The sequence below is a fragment of the Pseudomonas sp. sp1636 genome, from assembly GCF_030376615.1.
Lineage (GTDB): Bacteria > Pseudomonadota > Gammaproteobacteria > Pseudomonadales > Pseudomonadaceae > Aquipseudomonas.
In genome coordinates, this window is sequence record NZ_JARRAB010000002.1 from 287365 (window position 1) to 305024 (window position 17660).

Consider the following 17660-nt stretch of genomic DNA (forward strand, 5'->3'; position numbering starts at 1 on the left):
GATTGCCCATCCTGTAGCGCCACTGTCTGCCGAAGAGGACGCCGCCTTGCTGCGGCGTTATCGGCAGGGCGATGCCGAGGCGTTTGCGCTGTTGTATCAGCGCCATCGCCTCGGCCTGTTCCGTTTTCTCTGCGGTCTGTGCGGCGACCCGACACTGGCCGAGGAGGTGTTCCAGGACACCTGGATGAGCCTGATCCGCAGCCAGTCGCTGCAGCTTGAGGCGGTGCTGTTCAAGACCTGGCTGTACCAGATCGCACGCAATCGGCTGATCGATCACTGGCGCAAAGCGGGGCGCCAGCAGGGCAGGCACGAGACGTTCGATGAACAGCGGCATGACCAGCCGTGCAGCGCGACCGACCCCGAGCGGCAGCTCAGCCTGAGCCGCGACCAAGAACGCCTGCAGGCGGCGTTGGACGATCTGCCGGCCGAACAGCGGGAAGTGTTCCTGTTGCGCGCCCATGGCGATCTGCCGCTGCATGAGATCGCCGAGCTGACCCACACGCCGGCGGAAACGGTGAAAAGCCGCTTGCGCTATGCGTTGCAGAAATTACGTCGGCTGCTGGCTGACCCGGCCGCCGAGGAGTTATCCGCATGAACCGCGATCAACACGAGCCGCATGAGCGGGCCTTGCTCGAACACTTTCGTATCCATAGCCCAGCCGAGCCATCCGCCGAGCTGGATGCGCGCATCCTCGCCGCGGCCCGCGCCGCGCAGCCCGCAGGATCGTCGGGCTGGAGCCAGCGCCTGCATGGCTGGTTGTTCGGTCGCGCTGGGCGGCAGCGCTGGTCGCTGGCGCTGGCCGGTTTGGCCTGCGTCGGCATCGGCGTGAGTCTGACCTGGCGCACGCTGGAGCAAACGCCCGATGACTTTGCGGCGCCAATGCCACGAGCCGTGATGGCCCCGGCCGCGTCCATGGCCGATAGCGCCGCGCCGCCAGCTCTGCTGCGCGAACAGACGGCGGCGCCTGCGCTGCCGCATTATTCCGCGGCGCGGCAACAGGCCGAGAAGAAGCAGTCAATGCCGGTTCTGGCAGAAGCCCCAGGCGAGCAAGCGCCTGACGCGGCTGCAGTCGTGGCTGATACCCTGGCGCCGAGTGCAGAGCTGTCGACCGCGGTGGGCTCTGCAGCGCAGCCCAGCGTGGCGGCGAAGCAGGACGCGGAAACAGCGCTCATCCGGCTGCTCGCCCTGCGTCGCGCCGGCAAGGCGCAGGAGGCGCAGCAGTTGCAACAGCGCCTGCAGCTGGATTTCCCGCAGATGGATATCGAGGCGCAGCTCGAACGATTAGAAAGAAGCCGCTAGGCTGGTAAAACCTGTGTAAACACGACACGGCAGGCTTGCTAGATGCCGGGGGAGAGGCGAGCATGGTGCTTCCCCCACACTGCGATTGTGCTTGTTGATGATCAGCTTCCGGTTTTGGCTTTTTCTTCTGGCTCTGCTGTCGCTGAGCGCCTGTGACAACGAAAAATCAACTGCCGCTGTGCCGCGCGAGCCTGCCAAGCCTGCGGAATCGGTACTGCCTGTGCCTGCTGTAGAGGTGGCACCCGCACCCGCGCCCAAGCCCAAGCCCAAGCCCAAGCCCAAGCCTGAAACCAAGCCTGAAACCAAGGCGCTAAGCGAGCCTGCGCGGCCGAGCCCGAAGCCCGCCGTGGCCAGCGAACCAGCGGCCCAAGACAGTGTGATTGCCCCTCCGCTCAGGGCAGACCTGGACTTGAGCCTGCCGCCAGATTTGTTTGAAGAGCTGCAGTCGCGCGTCGCCCCTGCTGAACCGCCGTCGCCGGCCTTGCTGCCCCCGCTGTTCGGGGGAGAGCAGGCGGCAGAAAGTCCCTTTCAGCTCAATGGCAAGCTGATCACCAATGAGCGGGGGGATGACTACTGGGACACGCTAGAAGGCGCTGAACTGCAATTCGAGTTCAAGCAATAGCCCGTCGCGGGTTGCGGCGAGCTGGCCGATGTTGCTCGCCATTCTCGCTCGCCTGATATCGCTTCAAACGGGCGCCGCCGGTTACCGATCGGCTTTTGTCTCAGTCGACAAACAGATCAGGGATCAGCGTGCCGCCAGCCGGATCGAAACGGTACTGCTCGAACTCGCTTTGACCCTGTTCACGGAGAATCTCTTCATCGATCAGCAGTCGCCCGCTGATGCTGCGACCCGTGCTGGCGAGGATGGCGTGGGCGGCATCGGCCATGATTGCCGGGTTGCGTGCGCGTTTGAAGGCGTCACGGCTGCCCAGCTCGAACTCGATGGCGGCGGTGGCGATCATGGTCTTGGGCCACAGGGCGTTGACGCTGATGCCGTACTTCTTGAATTCCTCGTTCATGCCCAGGGTGAGCATGCTCATGCCGTACTTGGTCACGGTGTAGGGGCCGTGCTGGGCGAACCACTTGCTGTCCATGTTCAGCGGCGGCGACAGGTTGAGGATATGCCCGCCGGCGCTCTGCTTCAGATAGGGCAGGGCCGCCTGGCTGCAGACCATCACCGCGCGGGTGTTGATCTGGAACATCAGGTCGAAGCGCTTGGGCTCCAGGTGTTCGACGCCGACCAGCTTGATCGCCCCGGCGTTGTTGACCAGCGCATCGATGCCGCCGAAATGTGCGGCGGCCTGGGCCATGGCGGCTTTTACCGCGTTCTCGTCGCGCACGTCCAGTTGCAGGGCCAGAGCCTTGCCGCCGGCCTGTTCGACCTCGGCCGCCACCGAATGGATGGTGCCCGGCAGCTTGGCGTGGGCTTCGGCGCTTTTCGCCGCGATGACGATATTGGCGCCGTCGCGGGCCGCACGCAGGGCGATCTCGCGGCCGATGCCGCGACTGGCGCCGGTGATGAACAGGGTTTTTCCTTGCAGTGACATGGGCGTGCTCCGTCTTTTTTGTTATGTGGCTGAGTCGCGTGTATAGGGTGATGCCATCAGGCTTCGGCGGTTTCGATCTCGAGCAGCAACTGGCGATTTTTCACCTGATCGCCACGGCTCACCCCAATCCGCCGGACGGTGCCGTCGATGCTGGCTTTCAGTGGGTGCTCCATCTTCATCGCTTCCAGCACCAACAATAGTTGGCCCTTGCTGACCTGGCTGCCTTCCTCGACCAGCACCTCGACAATCGCCCCGTCCATCGGTGCCTTGACGCTGCCGGAGCCGGCCCCGCTGCTTGCGCCGACGGGTAAATGGGTGATGTCGGTCAGTTGCAGATTGCCGTTGTGGCCGTACAACCAGATGCTGTCATCGGCCAAGTGATAGGCCAGGCGCTGGCGAATGCCGTCCAGTTCCAGGGTGGCCCAGCGGTCGTCGCTGGCCAGCAGCCTGAGACGGATCTGCTGTTCGTCGATCCTGGCCAGCAGGCTGGGTTGTGCGCCGTCGGCCAGCACCTCCAGTTCGATGCGGAACGACTGCTCGCCCTGCTTGAGTACGAAGCGCCAGGGCGCGCTGCCGGCGTTACGCCAGCCGGCCAGGCCGCCCTGGTGAGCGCGGGCGTTGGCCGACTGCTGATAGAACAGGGCGGCGGCGGCGGCCAGCTCGCCAGCGGCCGGTGGGTGCGGGCTCAGGCTCGGATCCGCGGTGAAGTGCTCGGCGATAAAGGCCGTGGTGGCGTGACCCGCGGCGAACTGCGGATGCTTCAGCAGGTTGGCGAGAAAGCGCTGGTTGCCATTGACGCCCAGCAGCACACAGTCCTCAATCGCGCGCAGCAGTTTGCGCCGGGCCTCCTCGCGGGTGGCGCCATAGGCGATGACCTTGGCCAGCATGGGGTCGTAAAAAGGACTGACGGCCTGGCCTTCGAGCAGGCCGTGGTCGATGCGGATGCCCTCGCGTAGCGCCGGCTCCCAGCGCAGCACGCGGCCGGTCTGCGGCAGGAAGTTCTGCGTCGAGTCTTCGGCATACAGGCGCACTTCCATGGCGTGGCCAGTGAGGTGGATTTCGTCCTGCTTGAGCGGTAATGGCCGACCTTCGGCGATGCGAATCTGCCAGGCCACCAGATCCTGGCCGGTAATCAGTTCGGTGACCGGGTGTTCGACCTGCAGGCGGGTGTTCATTTCCAGGAAGAAGAATTCGCCGCTGGCATCCAGCAAAAACTCCACGGTGCCGGCACCGACATAGTTGACCGAGGCGGCCGCCTTGACCGCCGCCGCGCCCATGGCCTGGCGCAGTTCGGGTGTCATCACTGGGCAGGGCGCTTCCTCGACCACCTTCTGGTGGCGGCGTTGCACCGAGCAATCGCGCTCGCCGAGGTAGACGATATGGCCTTGGCTGTCGCCGAACACCTGGATTTCCACATGCCGCGGCTGGATCACCGCGCGCTCCAGGATCAGCTCGCCAGAGCCGAAGGCGTTTTGCGCCTCGGAACGGGCGGTGCGGATCTGTGCCAGCAGTTCGGATGACTCATGCACCAAACGCATGCCACGACCGCCGCCGCCGGCGCTGGCCTTGATCATCAGCGGGTAGCCGATGCGCTTGGCCTCGCTGGCCAGGGTCTCATCGTCCTGGGCCGCACCTTGATAGCCGGGGATGCAGGGTACGCCAGCGTCACCCATGGCGATTTTCGACAGGCGCTTGCTGCCCATCAGTTGAATGGCCTCGACGCTCGGGCCGATAAACACGATGCCGGCGGCCTCGCAGGCGCGGGCGAAGTCGGCGTTTTCCGAGAGAAAGCCATAGCCGGGATGGATCGCGTCGGCGCCGGTCTTCTGCGCGGCGGCGATGATGGCGTCGATCAGCAGGTAGGACTGGTTGACCTGGGCCGGGCCGATGCACACCGCCTCATCGGCCTCCTGCACATGGCGCGCAGCGGCATCGGCCTCGGAGTAGACGGTGACGGTGCGGTAGCCCAGATCCTGGGCGGTGCGCATCACCCGGCAGGCGATTTCCCCGCGGTTGGCGATCAGAATCTTGTTGAAGGCGGGCATTTTCTGCTCCTGCTTTGCGTAGCCCGGATGCAATCCGGGAATCGTCTTTGAGAGCAGCCCCGGATTGCATCGGGCTACGGTTCTTTATTGCGCCCAGTTGGGCGTGCGTTTCTGCATAAAGGCCAGGGTGCCTTCGCCGCCTTCGGCGCCGCTTACCGCCGCGGCGAACTGTTCGGCGGCGCGATCGAGCAACGGGCCAAGGGCTTCGCTTTGCGCCGCCAGCAGCAGCGCCTTGGTCTGTGCGTTGGCCTGCGGCGCGCAGTTGCGCACCTGTTCGAGCACCTGTTGCAGGCGAGCGTGCAGGGCTTCCTCGTCGGCTTCGCTGAAATGCACCAGGCCCAGGCGCGCGGCTTCCGCGCCGTCGAAGCGCGCCGCGGTCAGGGCCAGGCGGCGGGTTTGGGTCAGGCCGATGCGGCCCACCACGAATGGCGCGATCTGCGCCGGGATGACTCCCAGGCTGGTTTCCGGCAGGCCGAATTTGGCGTCCTGCTGGCAGATGGCGATGTCGGAGACGCAGGCCAGGCCGAAGCCGCCGCCCAGTACCGCGCCTTGCAGCACGGCGACCAGCACCTGCGGGGTGTGCTGCGCTTCTTCCAGCAGGCTGCCGAAGGCGCGATTGAGGGTGCGGTAGGCGTCACCGGCGGCGGCGCGGGCCGCGGCCATGTCCTTGATGTCGCCGCCGGCGCAGAAGTGCCCGCCGGCGCCGCGCAGGACGATGGCGCGCACGCTCGGGTCATCGCGCACGGCGGCCAGCAGCGCGCGCAACTCGCCGACCATGGCCAGGCTCATGGCGTTGCGGCTGTCCGGGCGGTTGAGGGTGACGTGCAGCACGCCCTCGGCCCGTTCCAGCAACAGGGTTTGCGTGTTTGGTAGTTCAGCCATCACCGGCTCCTCGAGATCGTTCCCACGCTCTGCGTGGGAATGTGTTTGGCGGCGCTCGGCGTCGCTGGGACGCGGAGCGCCCCGTTATGGGTTGCCACGTCGAGCGTGGCAACCATCGAATGGCTCCTGGCTATTTTTTCTTGCCCGGCAGGATGCCCATCAGCTTGCAGATGATGCCCAGCATGATTTCGTCGGCGCCGCCGCCAATCGACACCAGGCGCACGTCGCGGTAGGCGCGGGCCACCGGGTTGTCCCACATGTAACCCATGCCGCCCCAGTACTGCAGGCAGCTGTCGGTGACTTCGCGGCCGAGGCGGCCGGCCTTGAGCTTGGCCATCGAGGCCAGGTTGGTGGCGTCCTTGCCGCGGATGTACTGTTCGGTGGCCTGGTAGACCAGCGCGCGCAGGCACTCGACCTCGGTCTGCAACTCGGCCATGCGGAAGTGGATGACCTGGTTGTCGATCAGCGCGTTGCCGAAGGTCTTGCGCTCCTTGCAGTAGTCGATGGTGGCGTCGATGCAGTGCTCCAGGCCCTTGATCATGTTGGCCGCGCCGAACAGGCGCTCTTCCTGGAACTGCAGCATCTGCATCATAAAGCCCGCGCCTTCGTGGCCGATGCGGTAGCGCTGCGGCACGCGCACATCGTCGAAGAACACCTGGGCGGTCTCCGAGCTGCGCATGCCGAGCTTGTCCAGGTGCGGGCTGACGCTGATGCCCGGGGTGTTCATCGGCACCATGATCAGCGACTTGTTGACGTGCGGCTTGTCGTCCGAGGTATTGGCCAGCAGGCAGATAAAGTCGGCGGAGGGCGAGTTGGTGATCCACATCTTGCTGCCATTGATCACATAGTCGCTGCCGTCTTTCTTGGCGCTGGTTTTCAGCCCGGCCACGTCCGAACCGGCGCCGACTTCGGAGACGCCGATGCAGCCGACCATCTCGCCAGTGATCGCCGGCCGGAGGAATTCCTCGCGCAGCTCATCGGAGCCGAAGCGCGCCAGGGCCGGGGTGCACATGTCGGTTTGCACGCCGATGGACATCGGGATGCCGCCGCAGCGGATGCTGCCGAACTCTTCGGCGGCGACTATCGAGTAGCTGTAGTCGAGGCCCATGCCGCCGAACTGCTCCGGCTTGGAGATGCCCAGCAGACCCAGGTAGCCGGCTTTCTTGAAAATGTCATGGATCGGGAAGCGGCCGTCCTTCTCCCACTGCTCGACATGCGGGTTGATTTCCTTGTCGACGAAATGACGCACCGTGCGACGCAGCTCTTCGTGTTCCTGGGTAAAGATCATGTTTTTTATTCTCCGAAGGGTTACAGGCGGGCAACGCCAAAGGTGTTGGGTTTCAGAGGCCGCACGGCGGCCTCGGCGCAAATGTCCAGCAGGTAGCCGAGCAGCTTGCGCGTATCGCGCGGGTCGATCAGGCCGTCGTCCCACAGGCTGGCGGTGCCGTAGAGCGCGTTGGACTGGCTGTCGAGCTTCTGCGCGGTGGCCAGCTCCAGCATGTCGAGCATCTGCGGGTCGGCCTGCTTGCCTTGCTTGGCGTGCTTGTCTTCGGTGACGATGCGCAGCACCTTGCCGGCCTGGGCGCCGCCCATGACCGCGGTTTTGCTGTTGGGCCAGGCGAAGATGAAGCGCGGGTCGAGGCCGCGGCCGCACATGGCGTAGTTGCCGGCGCCGTAGGAGCCGCCGACGACGACGGTCAGCTTGGGCACCGTGGCGTTGGCCACCGCCTGGATCATCTTCGAACCGTGCTTGATCACCCCCTGCTGCTCCGCTTCGGTGCCGACCATGAAGCCGGTGGTGTTGTGGAAGAACAGGAGCGGCGTGTTGCTCTGCTCGCACAGCTGGATAAATTGCGCGGCCTTGGCCGCGCCCTGCGGGGTGATCGGGCCGTTGTTGCCGATAAAACCGCAGGGCTGGCCTTCGATCTGCAAGTGGCCGCAGACCGTCTGGTTGTCGAACTCGTGCTTGAAGTCGAGAAACGCCGAGCCGTCGGCGATGCGGGCGATGATCTCGCGCACGTCGTAGGGCTTCTTGGCGTCGGCCGGCACCAGACCGAGCAGTTCCTCGACCGGGTACAGCGGCTCGCGCCAGCTCTTCTGCGGCCGCGTCGGCAACTGCGCGTTCCACGGCAGCAGGGCGAGGATCTCGCGGGCGATGCGTACGCCGTCGGCGTCGTTCTCGGCCAGGTATTCGGCGGTGCCGGCGACCTGGGCGTGCATCTCGGCGCCGCCCAGCTGTTCGTCGCTGGCGATCTCGCCGGTGGCGGCCTTGAGTAGCGGCGGGCCGGCGAGGAACAGCTTGGCCTTGCCGCGCACCACCACCACGTAATCCGACAGGCCCGGCTGGTAAGCCCCGCCGGCGGTGCTGGAGCCGTGCACCACGGTGATCTGCGGCAGGCCCATGGCCGACATGCGCGCCTGGTTGGCAAAGCCGCGCGCACCTTCGACGAAGATGTCGGCGGCGTAATTGAGGTTGGCGCCGCCGCTTTCGGTCAGGGCCACCAGCGGCAGTTTGTTCTCCACGGCGATCTGCTGCAGACGCAGGGTCTTCTTCAGCCCGGTGGGGGAGATGGTGCCGCCCTTGATCGCACTGTTGCTGGCGCTGACCAGGCAGCGCACCCCGGCGATATAGCCGATACCGGCGATGATGCCGCCGCCGGCTTGGCTGCCGTCCTTGTCGTCGTGCAGCTTGTGGCCGGCCAGCGAGCAGAGTTCGAGGAAGGGCGCGCCGGGGTCGAGCAGCAGGTTGAGACGCTCACGCGGCAACAGTTGGCCGCGCTTGTCGAACTTGGCTTTGGCCTCGGCCGCCTTGTTCAGGCAGTTCTGTTCGATCTGGCGAAAACTGGCCACGGCGGCGAGCATGGCTTCGCGGTTGTTGGCGAAGTCTTCGCCGTGCACATCGATATCCGACTGAATGACCGGCATGGGGTTATTCCTGATCCTTAAGCACATCGGGCAGATAGGCCCGGTGGAAGCCGTTGTACGCCTGGCTCTGCCCAGGCTTGGCCTTGAGCAGCGGAAAGGCGCGGCTGCCCTGGCTGGCGCCACCGTCGATGCGCACCGTGTTGCCGCTGATAAAGGCCGCACCCGGCGACAGCAGGAAGACGATGGCGGCCGAGACTTCCGATTCGCTGCCGATGCGTTTCAATGGCACATGCTCGCGCAGGGTCGGAATCACCGCCTTGAATGCGCCTTCGTAGGTGTCCATGCCGCTGGAGGCGATCCAACCCGGTGCCACGGCATTGACCCGCACCCCGGCGTGGCCCCACTCGACGGCGGCGGTCTTGCTGAAGTTCTCCATGCCCGCGCGCGCCGCGCCGGAATGGCCCATGCCGGGCATGCCGCCCCACATGTCGGCGAGCATATTGACGATGCTGCCGCCGGTCTGGCTCATGCTCTGGTTGAACACTTCGCGGGCGACCAGGAAACCGCCGACCAGGTTGGTGCGCACCACGGTCTCGAAGCCTTTCTGGTTGATCGAGGCGAGCGGGGCGGGGTACTGGCCGCCGGCGTTATTGACCAGGTGCTGGATCGGCCCGTGTTCGGCGACAACCTGCGCGACCATGGCCTTGACGGCCTCTTCGTCGCGAATGTCGCAGACCTGGAAACTGGCTTGGCCGCCATCCTCGAGAATCTCGCTGCAGGTCTTCTCCAGCTTTTCCAGCTTGCGCCCGACCAGCACCACATGAGCGCCCAGGGCCGCCAACTCATGGGCGGTGCAACGACCGATGCCACTGCCGCCGCCGGTGATCAGGATGGTCTGGCCGCTGAACAGGTCGGGTTTGTACACGGAGTTGTAGGTCATTGCTCATCCTCTTGCCGATGGTTCCCATGCTCTGCGCGGGAACCGCTCTTGTTCTGTGTCATCGGTGTTTCGAATTAGAGTGAATCGGCCAGCGCCTTGGGCACCGGCACCGGGAATTCCAGCAACTGCTGGGCGAAGGCCTTGCCTTGCGGGTCGATGCGCAGGCTGGCGACGCCGCCGCCGCCCAGGGCGTTTTCCAGCAAGAAATTCAGGCTGTGGCTGCCCGGCAAATACCAGCGGCTGACCTTGCCGTTCTGCGGGTCGAGCAGGTGCTGCAGCCATTCGGCCACGGCGCCCTCGCTCAGCGCCGCGGCGATCCAGGCCAAGTACTCGGGCTTTCTGGCCATCACGCCGATATTGCTGTGGTTGCCCTTGTCGCCGGAGCGCGCCACCGCCAGCTTGATCAGAGCCACGCTGGCGTCGGCCTGGCCGGTTGGCAGCGGAGCGGCGGTATCCGCGGCGATCTGCGCACCATCCAGTGCAGCGATCTGCGGCAGCGCCACCGGCGTGCGTTCGCCGTCCAGCTCCACTTCCAGCTGGCAGTTATCCTTGTCGGCCAGGAAGGAGAACAGGCGGATCACCGGGTACACCGTCGGGCGACCGCCGACGATGCCGGTCAGGCCTGGCGCCATGCCGGTGGCGGCCTGGGCGATCTCGCGGGAGAACAGCACCAGGGCTTCCTTCTTGGCATGCCGCACGGCGATCTTGATCACGATTTCGCGGGTGTCTTGGCGCCGGCCGTGGGCACCGTAGGTGGCCTCGGCACCCAGCAGCTCGATGCTGACTTCCTGGTAGGGCTCCCAGCCGCGTTCGGCGAACAGCTCTGCGGTCTTGTTGATGATCGCCTGGCTGACCCGCTCGGCCTTTTTCACCGCATCGATGCCGGCCATCAGGCAACTGGCGGTGCAGCGGAAGCCGTCCGGGTGGGTGGCGCTGACCTTGTATTGGGTGGTCGGCGGCAGGCCGTGGGCGCCTTTGAGTTCGACGCGGTTAGCGCCGACCTGGGCCAGTTGCACCTGGGTGAAATCGCAGACCACATCGGGCAGGTAATAGGCGCGCGGGTCGCCGATCTCGTAGAGCAACTGCTCGCCCACGGTAAAGGGTGTGACCAGGCCGCCGGAACCCTCCGGCTTGGTGACCACGAAGCTGCCATCGGCGACGACTTCCACCAGCGGAAAGCCGATATGTTCGTAATCCGGCACGCTCTGCCAGTCGGTGAAATTACCGCCGCTGCACTGCGCACCGCATTCGATGATATGCCCGGCCAAAGCGGCTTGCGCTAGCTTGTCGTAGTCGCACCAAGCCCAGCCGAACTCATGCACCAGGGCGGCGCTGACCACGGCGCTGTCGACCACGCGGCCGGTGATGACGATATCGGCACCCAATTTCAGGGCTTCGACTATGCCCGGCGCGCCCAGGTAGGCGTTGACCGAAACGCAGAAGGGCGGCAGGGCTGCGCCGCTGAACATTTCCAGGGTGCCCGCCTTGGCCAGCTCAGCGAGTTTGGGCTGCAGGTTGTCGCCGTGCAGCACGGCAATCTTCAGGTTCACGCCGGCCTGTGCGCAGGCAGCACTCAGGGCCGCGGCGCAGGCGCTGGGGTTGACCCCGCCGGCGTTGCTGATCACGCGGATGTTCTTCGCGGCGATGTCCTGCAGCAGCGGCGCCAGGGTTTCGACGAAGTCGGTGGCGTAGCCGGCGTCCGGCTGCTTCATGCGCGCGCCGGCCATGATCGACATGGTCACTTCGGCCAGGTAGTCGAACACCAGGTAATCCAGTTCGCTGTCGTGCACCAGTTGGGCGGCGGCGGTGCTGGTATCGCCCCAGAAGGCCGAGGCGCAGCCGATGCGTACGGTTTTAGTCATTGGAGTGGATCCGCCACACAGGAATAGAGTGGTTCAAAGGCTACCAAGCAAGCGCTTGGTTGAAAAGCCCCTTGAATGATCTTTCTATGGCAAAGTGCAGCCAAGCGCTTGCTTGGGTGGCTTGTGCAGCATAAATTTCACCAATAACGACAAGCACTTGGGCAGGCCTGTGCGCTTGCGCGAGCAAGTGTGCGGTTTTCTAGGGCTGTGCAAGCGATGAGAAATTTGGAGAGCAGGTAGCGTGGATGATCAACAAGCCCAGGCGGTAATGTGCGAACTGGTGGCCAGCGGTCAGATCACCGACCCGGAAAGCGCGCGCGGCAAGCTGCTGCAAACGGCGGCACACCTGTTTCGCAGTAAAGGCTACGAGCGCACCACCGTGCGCGACCTGGCCAGTGCGGTGGGCATTCAATCGGGCAGCATCTTTCACCACTTCAAGAGCAAGGATGAGATCCTGCGTTCGGTGATGGAGGAAACCATCCGCTATAACACCGCCTTGATGCAGGCTTCGCTGGCCGAAGCGAGCACCTTGCGTGAGCGCGTGCTGGCGCTGATCCGTTGCGAGTTGCAATCGATCATGGGTGGCACGGGAGAGGCCATGGCGGTTCTGGTGTACGAGTGGCGCTCGCTGTCGGAGCCCAGCCAGCAATTTATCCTGGTGCTACGCGATACTTATGAGCAGCTCTGGCTGGACGTCTTGGCTGAGGCCAGGGCGGCGGGATACTTCAAGGCCGATCCATTCATCCTGCGGCGCTTCCTCACGGGAGCCTTGAGTTGGACCAATACCTGGTTTCGCCCAGAAGGGCCGATGAGCCTGGATCAGCTGGCCGAAGAGGCACTTTCGCTGGTACTCAAAGACGTTTGAGCGTTCAATACCCACTGATGGCCTTTTGGTACTAATGTCGCGGTGATGGATTATCCGCCCAACTCACACAAGGAGCCGCTCGCGGTCTGGTGTCGTCTACGAGGTGTGCGGTTTGCGCATGGTGTTCAGGGGGTTGCTGCTTGCGTGGGCTCTGTCGATCGCTCTGTCGGCGATGGCAGCCGAGCCGGTGCGGGTCGGGGCCTACCATTTCCCACCTTACGTGACTAAACCGGAAAGCGCCGCGCCCGCGGGCGTGCTGCCGGAGTTGCTGGCGGCCTTGAATAATTTGCAGAGCGACTACCAGTTCAGTCTGGTGCCGACCTCGGTGACTCGCCGTTACCGCGACCTCGAGAGCGGTCGTTTCGATCTGATCCTGTTCGAATCGCCGGAGTGGGGTTGGCAGGACACGCCACACAGTGCTCTGGATCTGCATATCTCCGATGCGGAAGTCTATGTCGCGCTTGCCGAGCCGGGGCGCGACCAGGGCTATTTCGATCGGCTCAAGGGCAAGCGCCTGGCGCTGTATAACGGCTATCACTACGGCTTTGCCGGTTTCAATGCGAACCAGCAGTTCCTCCGCGAGAACTTTTCCGCCGTGCTGACCTACTCGCATGACAGCAACCTGCTGATGCTCATACGTCGTCGGGCGGACATTGCCGTGATTACCCGCTCTTATCTGCAGGACTACCAGCGCCGTTACCCCGAGCGGAGTGCGGCCTTGCTGGTATCGCAGCGGGTCGATCAGTTTTACCGGCACCATGCGCTGTTCCGTGAGCAGTCCTTGCTGACGCCAGAGGCCTTCGCCGCGTTGCTGCAGGCGCTGAACCGTCATGGCCAGTTGGACGCCTTGCTCCATCGTTATCACCTGGCGGTGCCGGAACATCTGATGCAAGACTGAAATCGCGCTATTCGCTCGGCTTTTCCTGAACTAGCAGGCCGTTGAAAAATGTAGGCGAGGCAGCCGAGGCTAGGCAAAAACAGGCGAAAAAGCGCAGTTTACGTGTTGTAAATGAGCATTTTGAGCCTGTTTTTAACGACGCATCGGCAACGCAGGTAGTTTTTCAACGGCCTGCTAGGCTGTTCTCCAAGTGCAAACATGGCTTGCGGGGGATATGGCGTTGTTGCGCAAAGTGCTCAGGGGTTGTGCATTGTTCGTGGCGCTGCTGGCTGCGGGGCCGCTTGCCGCCCAGCAAGTGGTGCATGTGGGCGGCGCGTTTTTCCCGCCTTATGTCGCTAAGGCGCAGGAGTCGCAGCATGCCGGTTTGCTGCCGCAACTGCTCGATGCGCTTAACCGGGCACAGAGCGATTTCCACTTCATCGTGCGGCCTACCTCGATTTCCCGGCGTTTCCGGGATTTCGAGCAGGGGCGGATTGACCTGTCGATGTTCGAAAATCCGGCCTGGGGTTGGCAGGGCATTGCCCACGACGTCGTCGACATGGGGCTGGAGGACGCCGAAGTGTTCGTCGCCCGGGTCGAGCCGGGGCGTGGGCAAGGTTATTTCAAGCGGCTCAGGGGCAAGCGTCTGGCGCTGCTCAACGGCTACCACTATGGTTTCGCCGGCTTCAATGCCGAGGCGCAATTTCTCGCCAAAAACTTCAATGCGATCCTGAACCATTCCCACGACAGCAACCTGCTCATGGTGCTGCGTGGGCGAGCGGACATCGCCCTGGCCACGCGTTCCTATATTGGCGATTTTCTCCGGCGGAATCGGCAATATGCCGGGCAGCTGCTGGTTTCCCAGCGGGTCGATCAGCACTATCGCCATCAGGTGCTACTGCGTCCCGCGGCCCCCATCAGTCCGGCGCAGCTTGACAGACTATTCGAGCAGTTACGCCGCGAGGGTCAGTTATCCGCGATTTTCGCGCCTTACCAGATCGTGGTCAGGCCAGGCATGGCGGATAGCTCAGTAACCGCAGGTGTAACAGATTGACCGCCAGCGGCACGGCCAGACTGCGCCGGCCGCCGTTTAGCGCCGAAGCGCGCAAGGTTACTGGAAATAGCGCTCGAGCAAGTGCGGGTCGTCGAAGTGGGCGCGGCCGATAAAGGCCGTGGCGTGGCGCCCCCACTGGCGCATGGCGCCCGGCGAAACGACGCCGGAAGGCCACAGCAGCCAGCGTTCCAGGCGCTCACTGCCGGGCACCAGGCCGTCTTTGCCGTACAGGCTGCGCTGGCCGTGCGAGTGGGGCAATTGGCGCAACTGATCGAGCGGGCCGCGTTGGTAGAGCAGGGTCGGGTAGCGCGAGCGGCGGGCATCGACCCACTGCAGGCGATGCTCGCCAGCGCTCAACCACAGGGTCGGCGCGCTATCGCCAGTGACGCTCAGGCGTTGGCTCAGGCGTGCCTCTTCACCGACGTTCTGGCGCAAGTGCAGGGGCGAGTCCGCCGGCAGGTAAAAACTGTGCCAGCAGCCACAGGGGTGGATGCTGTCGTAGAGCAGGGCCTTGCCCTGCCGGTCGAGGGTGACGCGCCAGAGCAAGCCGTCCAGCTCGCCACCGTATAGATCGAGGACGTTGGGCTTGGGGCGTTGGCTGAACCAGAACTGGTAGATCAATTGCAGGTGCCAGCGGCCATTCAACTGGCTCCAGCTGCTGTGCTGATAAAGCCGCGCCTGCAGCGGATTGAAATCCCGGCCGCCATCCGGGCGGTAATACGGGCTGCCGATGCGGTCGCTGCGGCCGGCTTGGGCGATCTTCAGCCGGGGCGCGTGGCGGGCGAACAGCGCGTCGAGTTGTTGGGGCTGCGCCTGCGGCAGGCCCAGGCTATCTTCATGCAGCATCAGCGGCGGTGGCTGTGTTGCGAGCGGAATCGGCTGGTAGCCCAACCAGTGCGCGTCGTCCTCGGGGGCAGCAGCCAGGGCGGCGGCCTGCTGCCAGGCGGCAATGCCTTGGCGCAAGATCGGCTTGAACAGCGGATAGAGACCCAGGGTGCGCGCCCAGTCACGATAGTCGTCGGGCACCTGCGCGGCCTCGACGGCGCGGGCGAAAGCCTCGGGGTCGGCGCTCAGGCGGTCGACCTGGCGGGTGCGGCACGCGCTCAGATCCGCCTGGCGCGGCGCACCGGCCCAGGCGAGGCGCGCGGTGGATGGCAATTGGGCGATTTCGATTCGGCTGGCTTCGGCGTCGCGCTCGGCCAGGTACAGCAGCCACTGGCGACGTTGTTCCGGGCTGTCTGCGCTTGCGCCAAGGGCGGCGAGCACTCGATCGCTGCGCAGGCCGCTAAAGCCGGGCAGGCGATGGTACTGCGCATCCCGATAGGCCTGGGTGGCCACCGGCAATTGCTTGAATAGCGCCGCACACGGGTCAGCCGGTGCGGCTTGCCAATACGCGCACCCGGCCAATAGCCCGGCCAGCAGGCTAACGCAGGCGAGCGTCCTTGGCATCCTGGGCTTCCAACTCGATTTCACGTTCACGGATTTTCCGCAGTTGCTCGTCGGTTAGCGGCAGGGGTTTGGCGGTACGCAGCAGCACCATCAGGCCGCCCACGATAGAGCCTAGAACGAGAATTATCAGTAGCCAGATATGCCAGGTCATGGACGGCTCCTCGGGCGGTGCAGTGGAGCCCTCACCTTAGCGCGCCTGGCCGGGCTTGTCAGGCGGCTAATGGTGGCGAAGGCCTGCGTCGCGCGACGATCAGTCGGGTGGTTTGAACCGCCGTTCAAGAGGCTATTTGGGCTGCCGAGGCAGCGTCAAAAATGGCGTTCATAAAAGCGCAGCGTTGAGCGCCCGAATGTTTACCTAGAACACTTGAACTGCGCTTTTGATTCGCTAGAGGTTCGCCCTGCGACCCGCTTCTGGCAGCGACTCTGGCCGTTGCTCGCTGATTGTTCACCTACGCTGTCACCGGCGCACCTGCTTCAGCGTCTCGGCGATCAGGAAGGCCAGCTCCAGCGACTGGTCGGCGTTCATCCGCGGGTCGCAGTGGGTGTGGTAGCGATCCGACAAGCCATCCTCGGTGATCGGCCGGGCGCCGCCGATGCATTCGGTGACGTTCTGCCCGGTCATCTCGATATGGATGCCGCCGGCATAACTGCCCTCGGCCTGGTGCACGGCGAAGAACTGCTTCACTTCGGCGAGGATCTGCGCAAAGTCGCGGGTCTTGTAGCCGCTGGAGGCCTTGATGGTGTTGCCGTGCATCGGGTCGCAGCTCCACAGCACCTGGCGGCCTTCGCGCTGCACGGTCTGGATCAGGCGCGGCAGGCCGGCCTCGACCTTGTCCGCGCCCATGCGCACGATCAGGTTGAGGCGCCCCGGATCGTTGTCCGGGTTGAGGATGTCGATCAGGCGGATCAGGTCTTCGCTGCCCATGCTCGGGCCGACCTTGACCCCGATCGGGTTGCCGACCCCGCGCAGGAACTCGACGTGGGCGCCATCCAGCTGACGGGTACGGTCGCCGATCCAGAGCATGTGCGCCGAGCAGTCGTACCAGCCGCCGGTAAGGCTGTCCTTGCGCACGAAGGCCTCTTCGTAGTTGAGCAACAGCGCCTCGTGGGCGGTGAAGAAGCTGGTCTCGCGCACCTGCGCCGAACTGTCCATGCCGCAGGCGCGCATAAACGCCAGGGTCTCGTCGATGCGGTCGGCCAGGTGGCTGTATTTTTCCGCCAGCGCCGAGTTGGCGATGAAGTCGAGGTTCCACTGATGCACCTGGTGCAGGTCGGCGAAACCGCCTTGGGCGAAGGCGCGCAGCAGGTTGAGCGAGGCGGTGGACTGGTGGTAGGCCTGCAGCAGGCGCTCCGGATCCGGTACCCGGCTCTTGGCGTCGAAACCGATGGCGTTGACGATGTCGCCGCGGTAGGCCGGCAGGGTGGTGTCGCCGATGGTCTCGTCATTGGCCGAGCGCGGCTTGGCGAACTGGCCGGCCATGCGCCCGACCTTGACCACCGGGCAGCCGGCGGCGAAGGTCATGACGATGGCCATCTGCAGCAACACCTTGAAGGTGTCGCGGATCTTCGCCGCGCTGAACTCGGCGAAGCTCTCGGCGCAGTCGCCACCCTGCAGCAGAAAGGCGCGGCCCTGGGTCACCTCGCTGAACTGTCGGCGCAGCTCACGGGCTTCGCCGGCGAACACCAGCGGCGGGTAACCGGCCAGGGTTTGTTCGACTTTGCCCAGGTGGGCGGCATCGGGGTAGTGCGGTTGCTGCTGGATCGGCTTGCTTCTCCAGCTTTCAGGGCTCCAGGATTGCGACATCACGATTCTCGGCTTCAGGCAGTTTAGGCAGATGGGCATGGTAACCGATCAGCCCAGCGCTTCAAGCCGATAGCCGCGATAGAGCCGCTGCATGGTGCCGCCGGGGTTGGCTTGGCGCGCCTTGGGCCGTGTCGGCCGCAAGCTGCGCTAAGCCTTCGACGGTGAATTATC

At 64.6% G+C, this 17660-nt stretch carries 16 protein-coding genes; 6 read left to right on the plus strand and 10 right to left on the minus strand.

Annotated elements, in window-relative coordinates:
• The first annotated feature begins 1 nt into the window (after position 1).
• The 3 genes from P8H27_RS03105 (at position 2) to P8H27_RS03115 (ending at position 1921) form a co-directional block, all read left to right on the plus strand.
• A complete protein-coding gene (locus P8H27_RS03105) occupies positions 2-595 on the plus strand; it encodes an RNA polymerase sigma factor (protein WP_374761323.1) in 594 nt (197 codons plus the stop codon).
• Positions 592-1299, plus strand: coding sequence for a hypothetical protein (locus tag P8H27_RS03110; protein WP_289635150.1), 708 nt, complete (start codon positions 592-594; stop codon positions 1297-1299). The genes P8H27_RS03105 and P8H27_RS03110 overlap by 4 nt, the downstream gene beginning before the upstream one ends.
• Before the next feature lie 97 nt (positions 1300-1396).
• Positions 1397-1921, plus strand: coding sequence for a hypothetical protein (locus tag P8H27_RS03115; protein ID WP_289635151.1), 525 nt, complete (start codon positions 1397-1399; stop codon positions 1919-1921).
• A gap of 100 nt (positions 1922-2021) precedes the next feature.
• Here the strand turns inward: P8H27_RS03115 and P8H27_RS03120 are convergent, their stop codons facing one another.
• The 7 genes from P8H27_RS03120 to P8H27_RS03150 form a co-directional block, all read right to left on the minus strand.
• Positions 2022-2846 carry an NAD(P)-dependent oxidoreductase gene (locus P8H27_RS03120; protein WP_289635152.1) on the minus strand — a complete coding sequence of 275 codons (825 nt, stop codon included), beginning with the start codon at positions 2844-2846 and terminating at the stop codon, positions 2022-2024.
• Between the two features lie 56 nt (positions 2847-2902).
• Positions 2903-4891 (minus strand): acetyl/propionyl/methylcrotonyl-CoA carboxylase subunit alpha, encoded by a 1989-nt coding sequence (locus P8H27_RS03125; protein WP_289635153.1) that lies wholly within the window; start codon positions 4889-4891, stop codon positions 2903-2905.
• 84 nt (positions 4892-4975) lie between these two features.
• Complete coding sequence (locus P8H27_RS03130) at positions 4976-5773, minus strand: enoyl-CoA hydratase/isomerase family protein (protein WP_289635154.1); 798 nt, start codon at positions 5771-5773, stop codon at positions 4976-4978.
• A gap of 130 nt (positions 5774-5903) precedes the next feature.
• Complete coding sequence (gene atuD / locus P8H27_RS03135) at positions 5904-7061, minus strand: citronellyl-CoA dehydrogenase (RefSeq protein WP_289635155.1); 1158 nt, start codon at positions 7059-7061, stop codon at positions 5904-5906.
• 20 nt (positions 7062-7081) lie between these two features.
• The gene (gene atuC / locus P8H27_RS03140) at positions 7082-8698 is read right to left on the minus strand and encodes a geranyl-CoA carboxylase subunit beta (RefSeq protein ID WP_289635156.1); all 1617 of its coding nucleotides are present in this window, start codon (positions 8696-8698) and stop codon (positions 7082-7084) included.
• Positions 8699-8702: 4 nt separating this feature from the next.
• Positions 8703-9578: an SDR family oxidoreductase gene (locus P8H27_RS03145; protein ID WP_289635157.1), complete on the minus strand. Its 876-nt coding sequence runs from the start codon at positions 9576-9578 to the stop codon at positions 8703-8705.
• A gap of 74 nt (positions 9579-9652) precedes the next feature.
• Positions 9653-11440 (minus strand): acyclic terpene utilization AtuA family protein, encoded by a 1788-nt coding sequence (locus P8H27_RS03150; RefSeq protein WP_289635158.1) that lies wholly within the window; start codon positions 11438-11440, stop codon positions 9653-9655.
• Between the two features lie 241 nt (positions 11441-11681).
• On the opposite strand from P8H27_RS03150, the gene P8H27_RS03155 reads away from it, so the two are divergent.
• The 3 genes from P8H27_RS03155 (at position 11682) to P8H27_RS03165 (ending at position 14236) form a co-directional block, all read left to right on the plus strand.
• Positions 11682-12305, plus strand: a complete 624-nt coding sequence (locus P8H27_RS03155) for a TetR/AcrR family transcriptional regulator (protein ID WP_289635159.1) — start codon at positions 11682-11684, stop codon at positions 12303-12305.
• Positions 12306-12423: 118 nt separating this feature from the next.
• The gene (locus P8H27_RS03160; RefSeq protein ID WP_289635217.1) at positions 12424-13203 is read left to right on the plus strand and encodes an ABC transporter substrate-binding protein; all 780 of its coding nucleotides are present in this window, start codon (positions 12424-12426) and stop codon (positions 13201-13203) included.
• Between the two features lie 220 nt (positions 13204-13423).
• Complete coding sequence (locus P8H27_RS03165) at positions 13424-14236, plus strand: amino acid ABC transporter substrate-binding protein (protein WP_374761317.1); 813 nt, start codon at positions 13424-13426, stop codon at positions 14234-14236.
• Between the two features lie 57 nt (positions 14237-14293).
• Here P8H27_RS03165 and P8H27_RS03170 read toward each other — a convergent pair whose 3' ends face one another.
• From P8H27_RS03170 to P8H27_RS03180, 3 genes are all read right to left on the minus strand, one after another.
• The gene (locus P8H27_RS03170; RefSeq protein WP_289635161.1) at positions 14294-15685 is read right to left on the minus strand and encodes a hypothetical protein; all 1392 of its coding nucleotides are present in this window, start codon (positions 15683-15685) and stop codon (positions 14294-14296) included.
• On the minus strand, positions 15660-15836 hold the full coding sequence (locus tag P8H27_RS03175) for a DUF2897 family protein (protein ID WP_289635162.1): 177 nt from the start codon (positions 15834-15836) through the stop codon (positions 15660-15662). The genes P8H27_RS03170 and P8H27_RS03175 overlap by 26 nt, the downstream gene beginning before the upstream one ends.
• 306 nt (positions 15837-16142) lie before the next feature.
• The gene (locus P8H27_RS03180; protein ID WP_289635163.1) at positions 16143-17489 is read right to left on the minus strand and encodes a class II 3-deoxy-7-phosphoheptulonate synthase; all 1347 of its coding nucleotides are present in this window, start codon (positions 17487-17489) and stop codon (positions 16143-16145) included.
• Positions 17490-17660 lie beyond the last annotated feature (171 nt).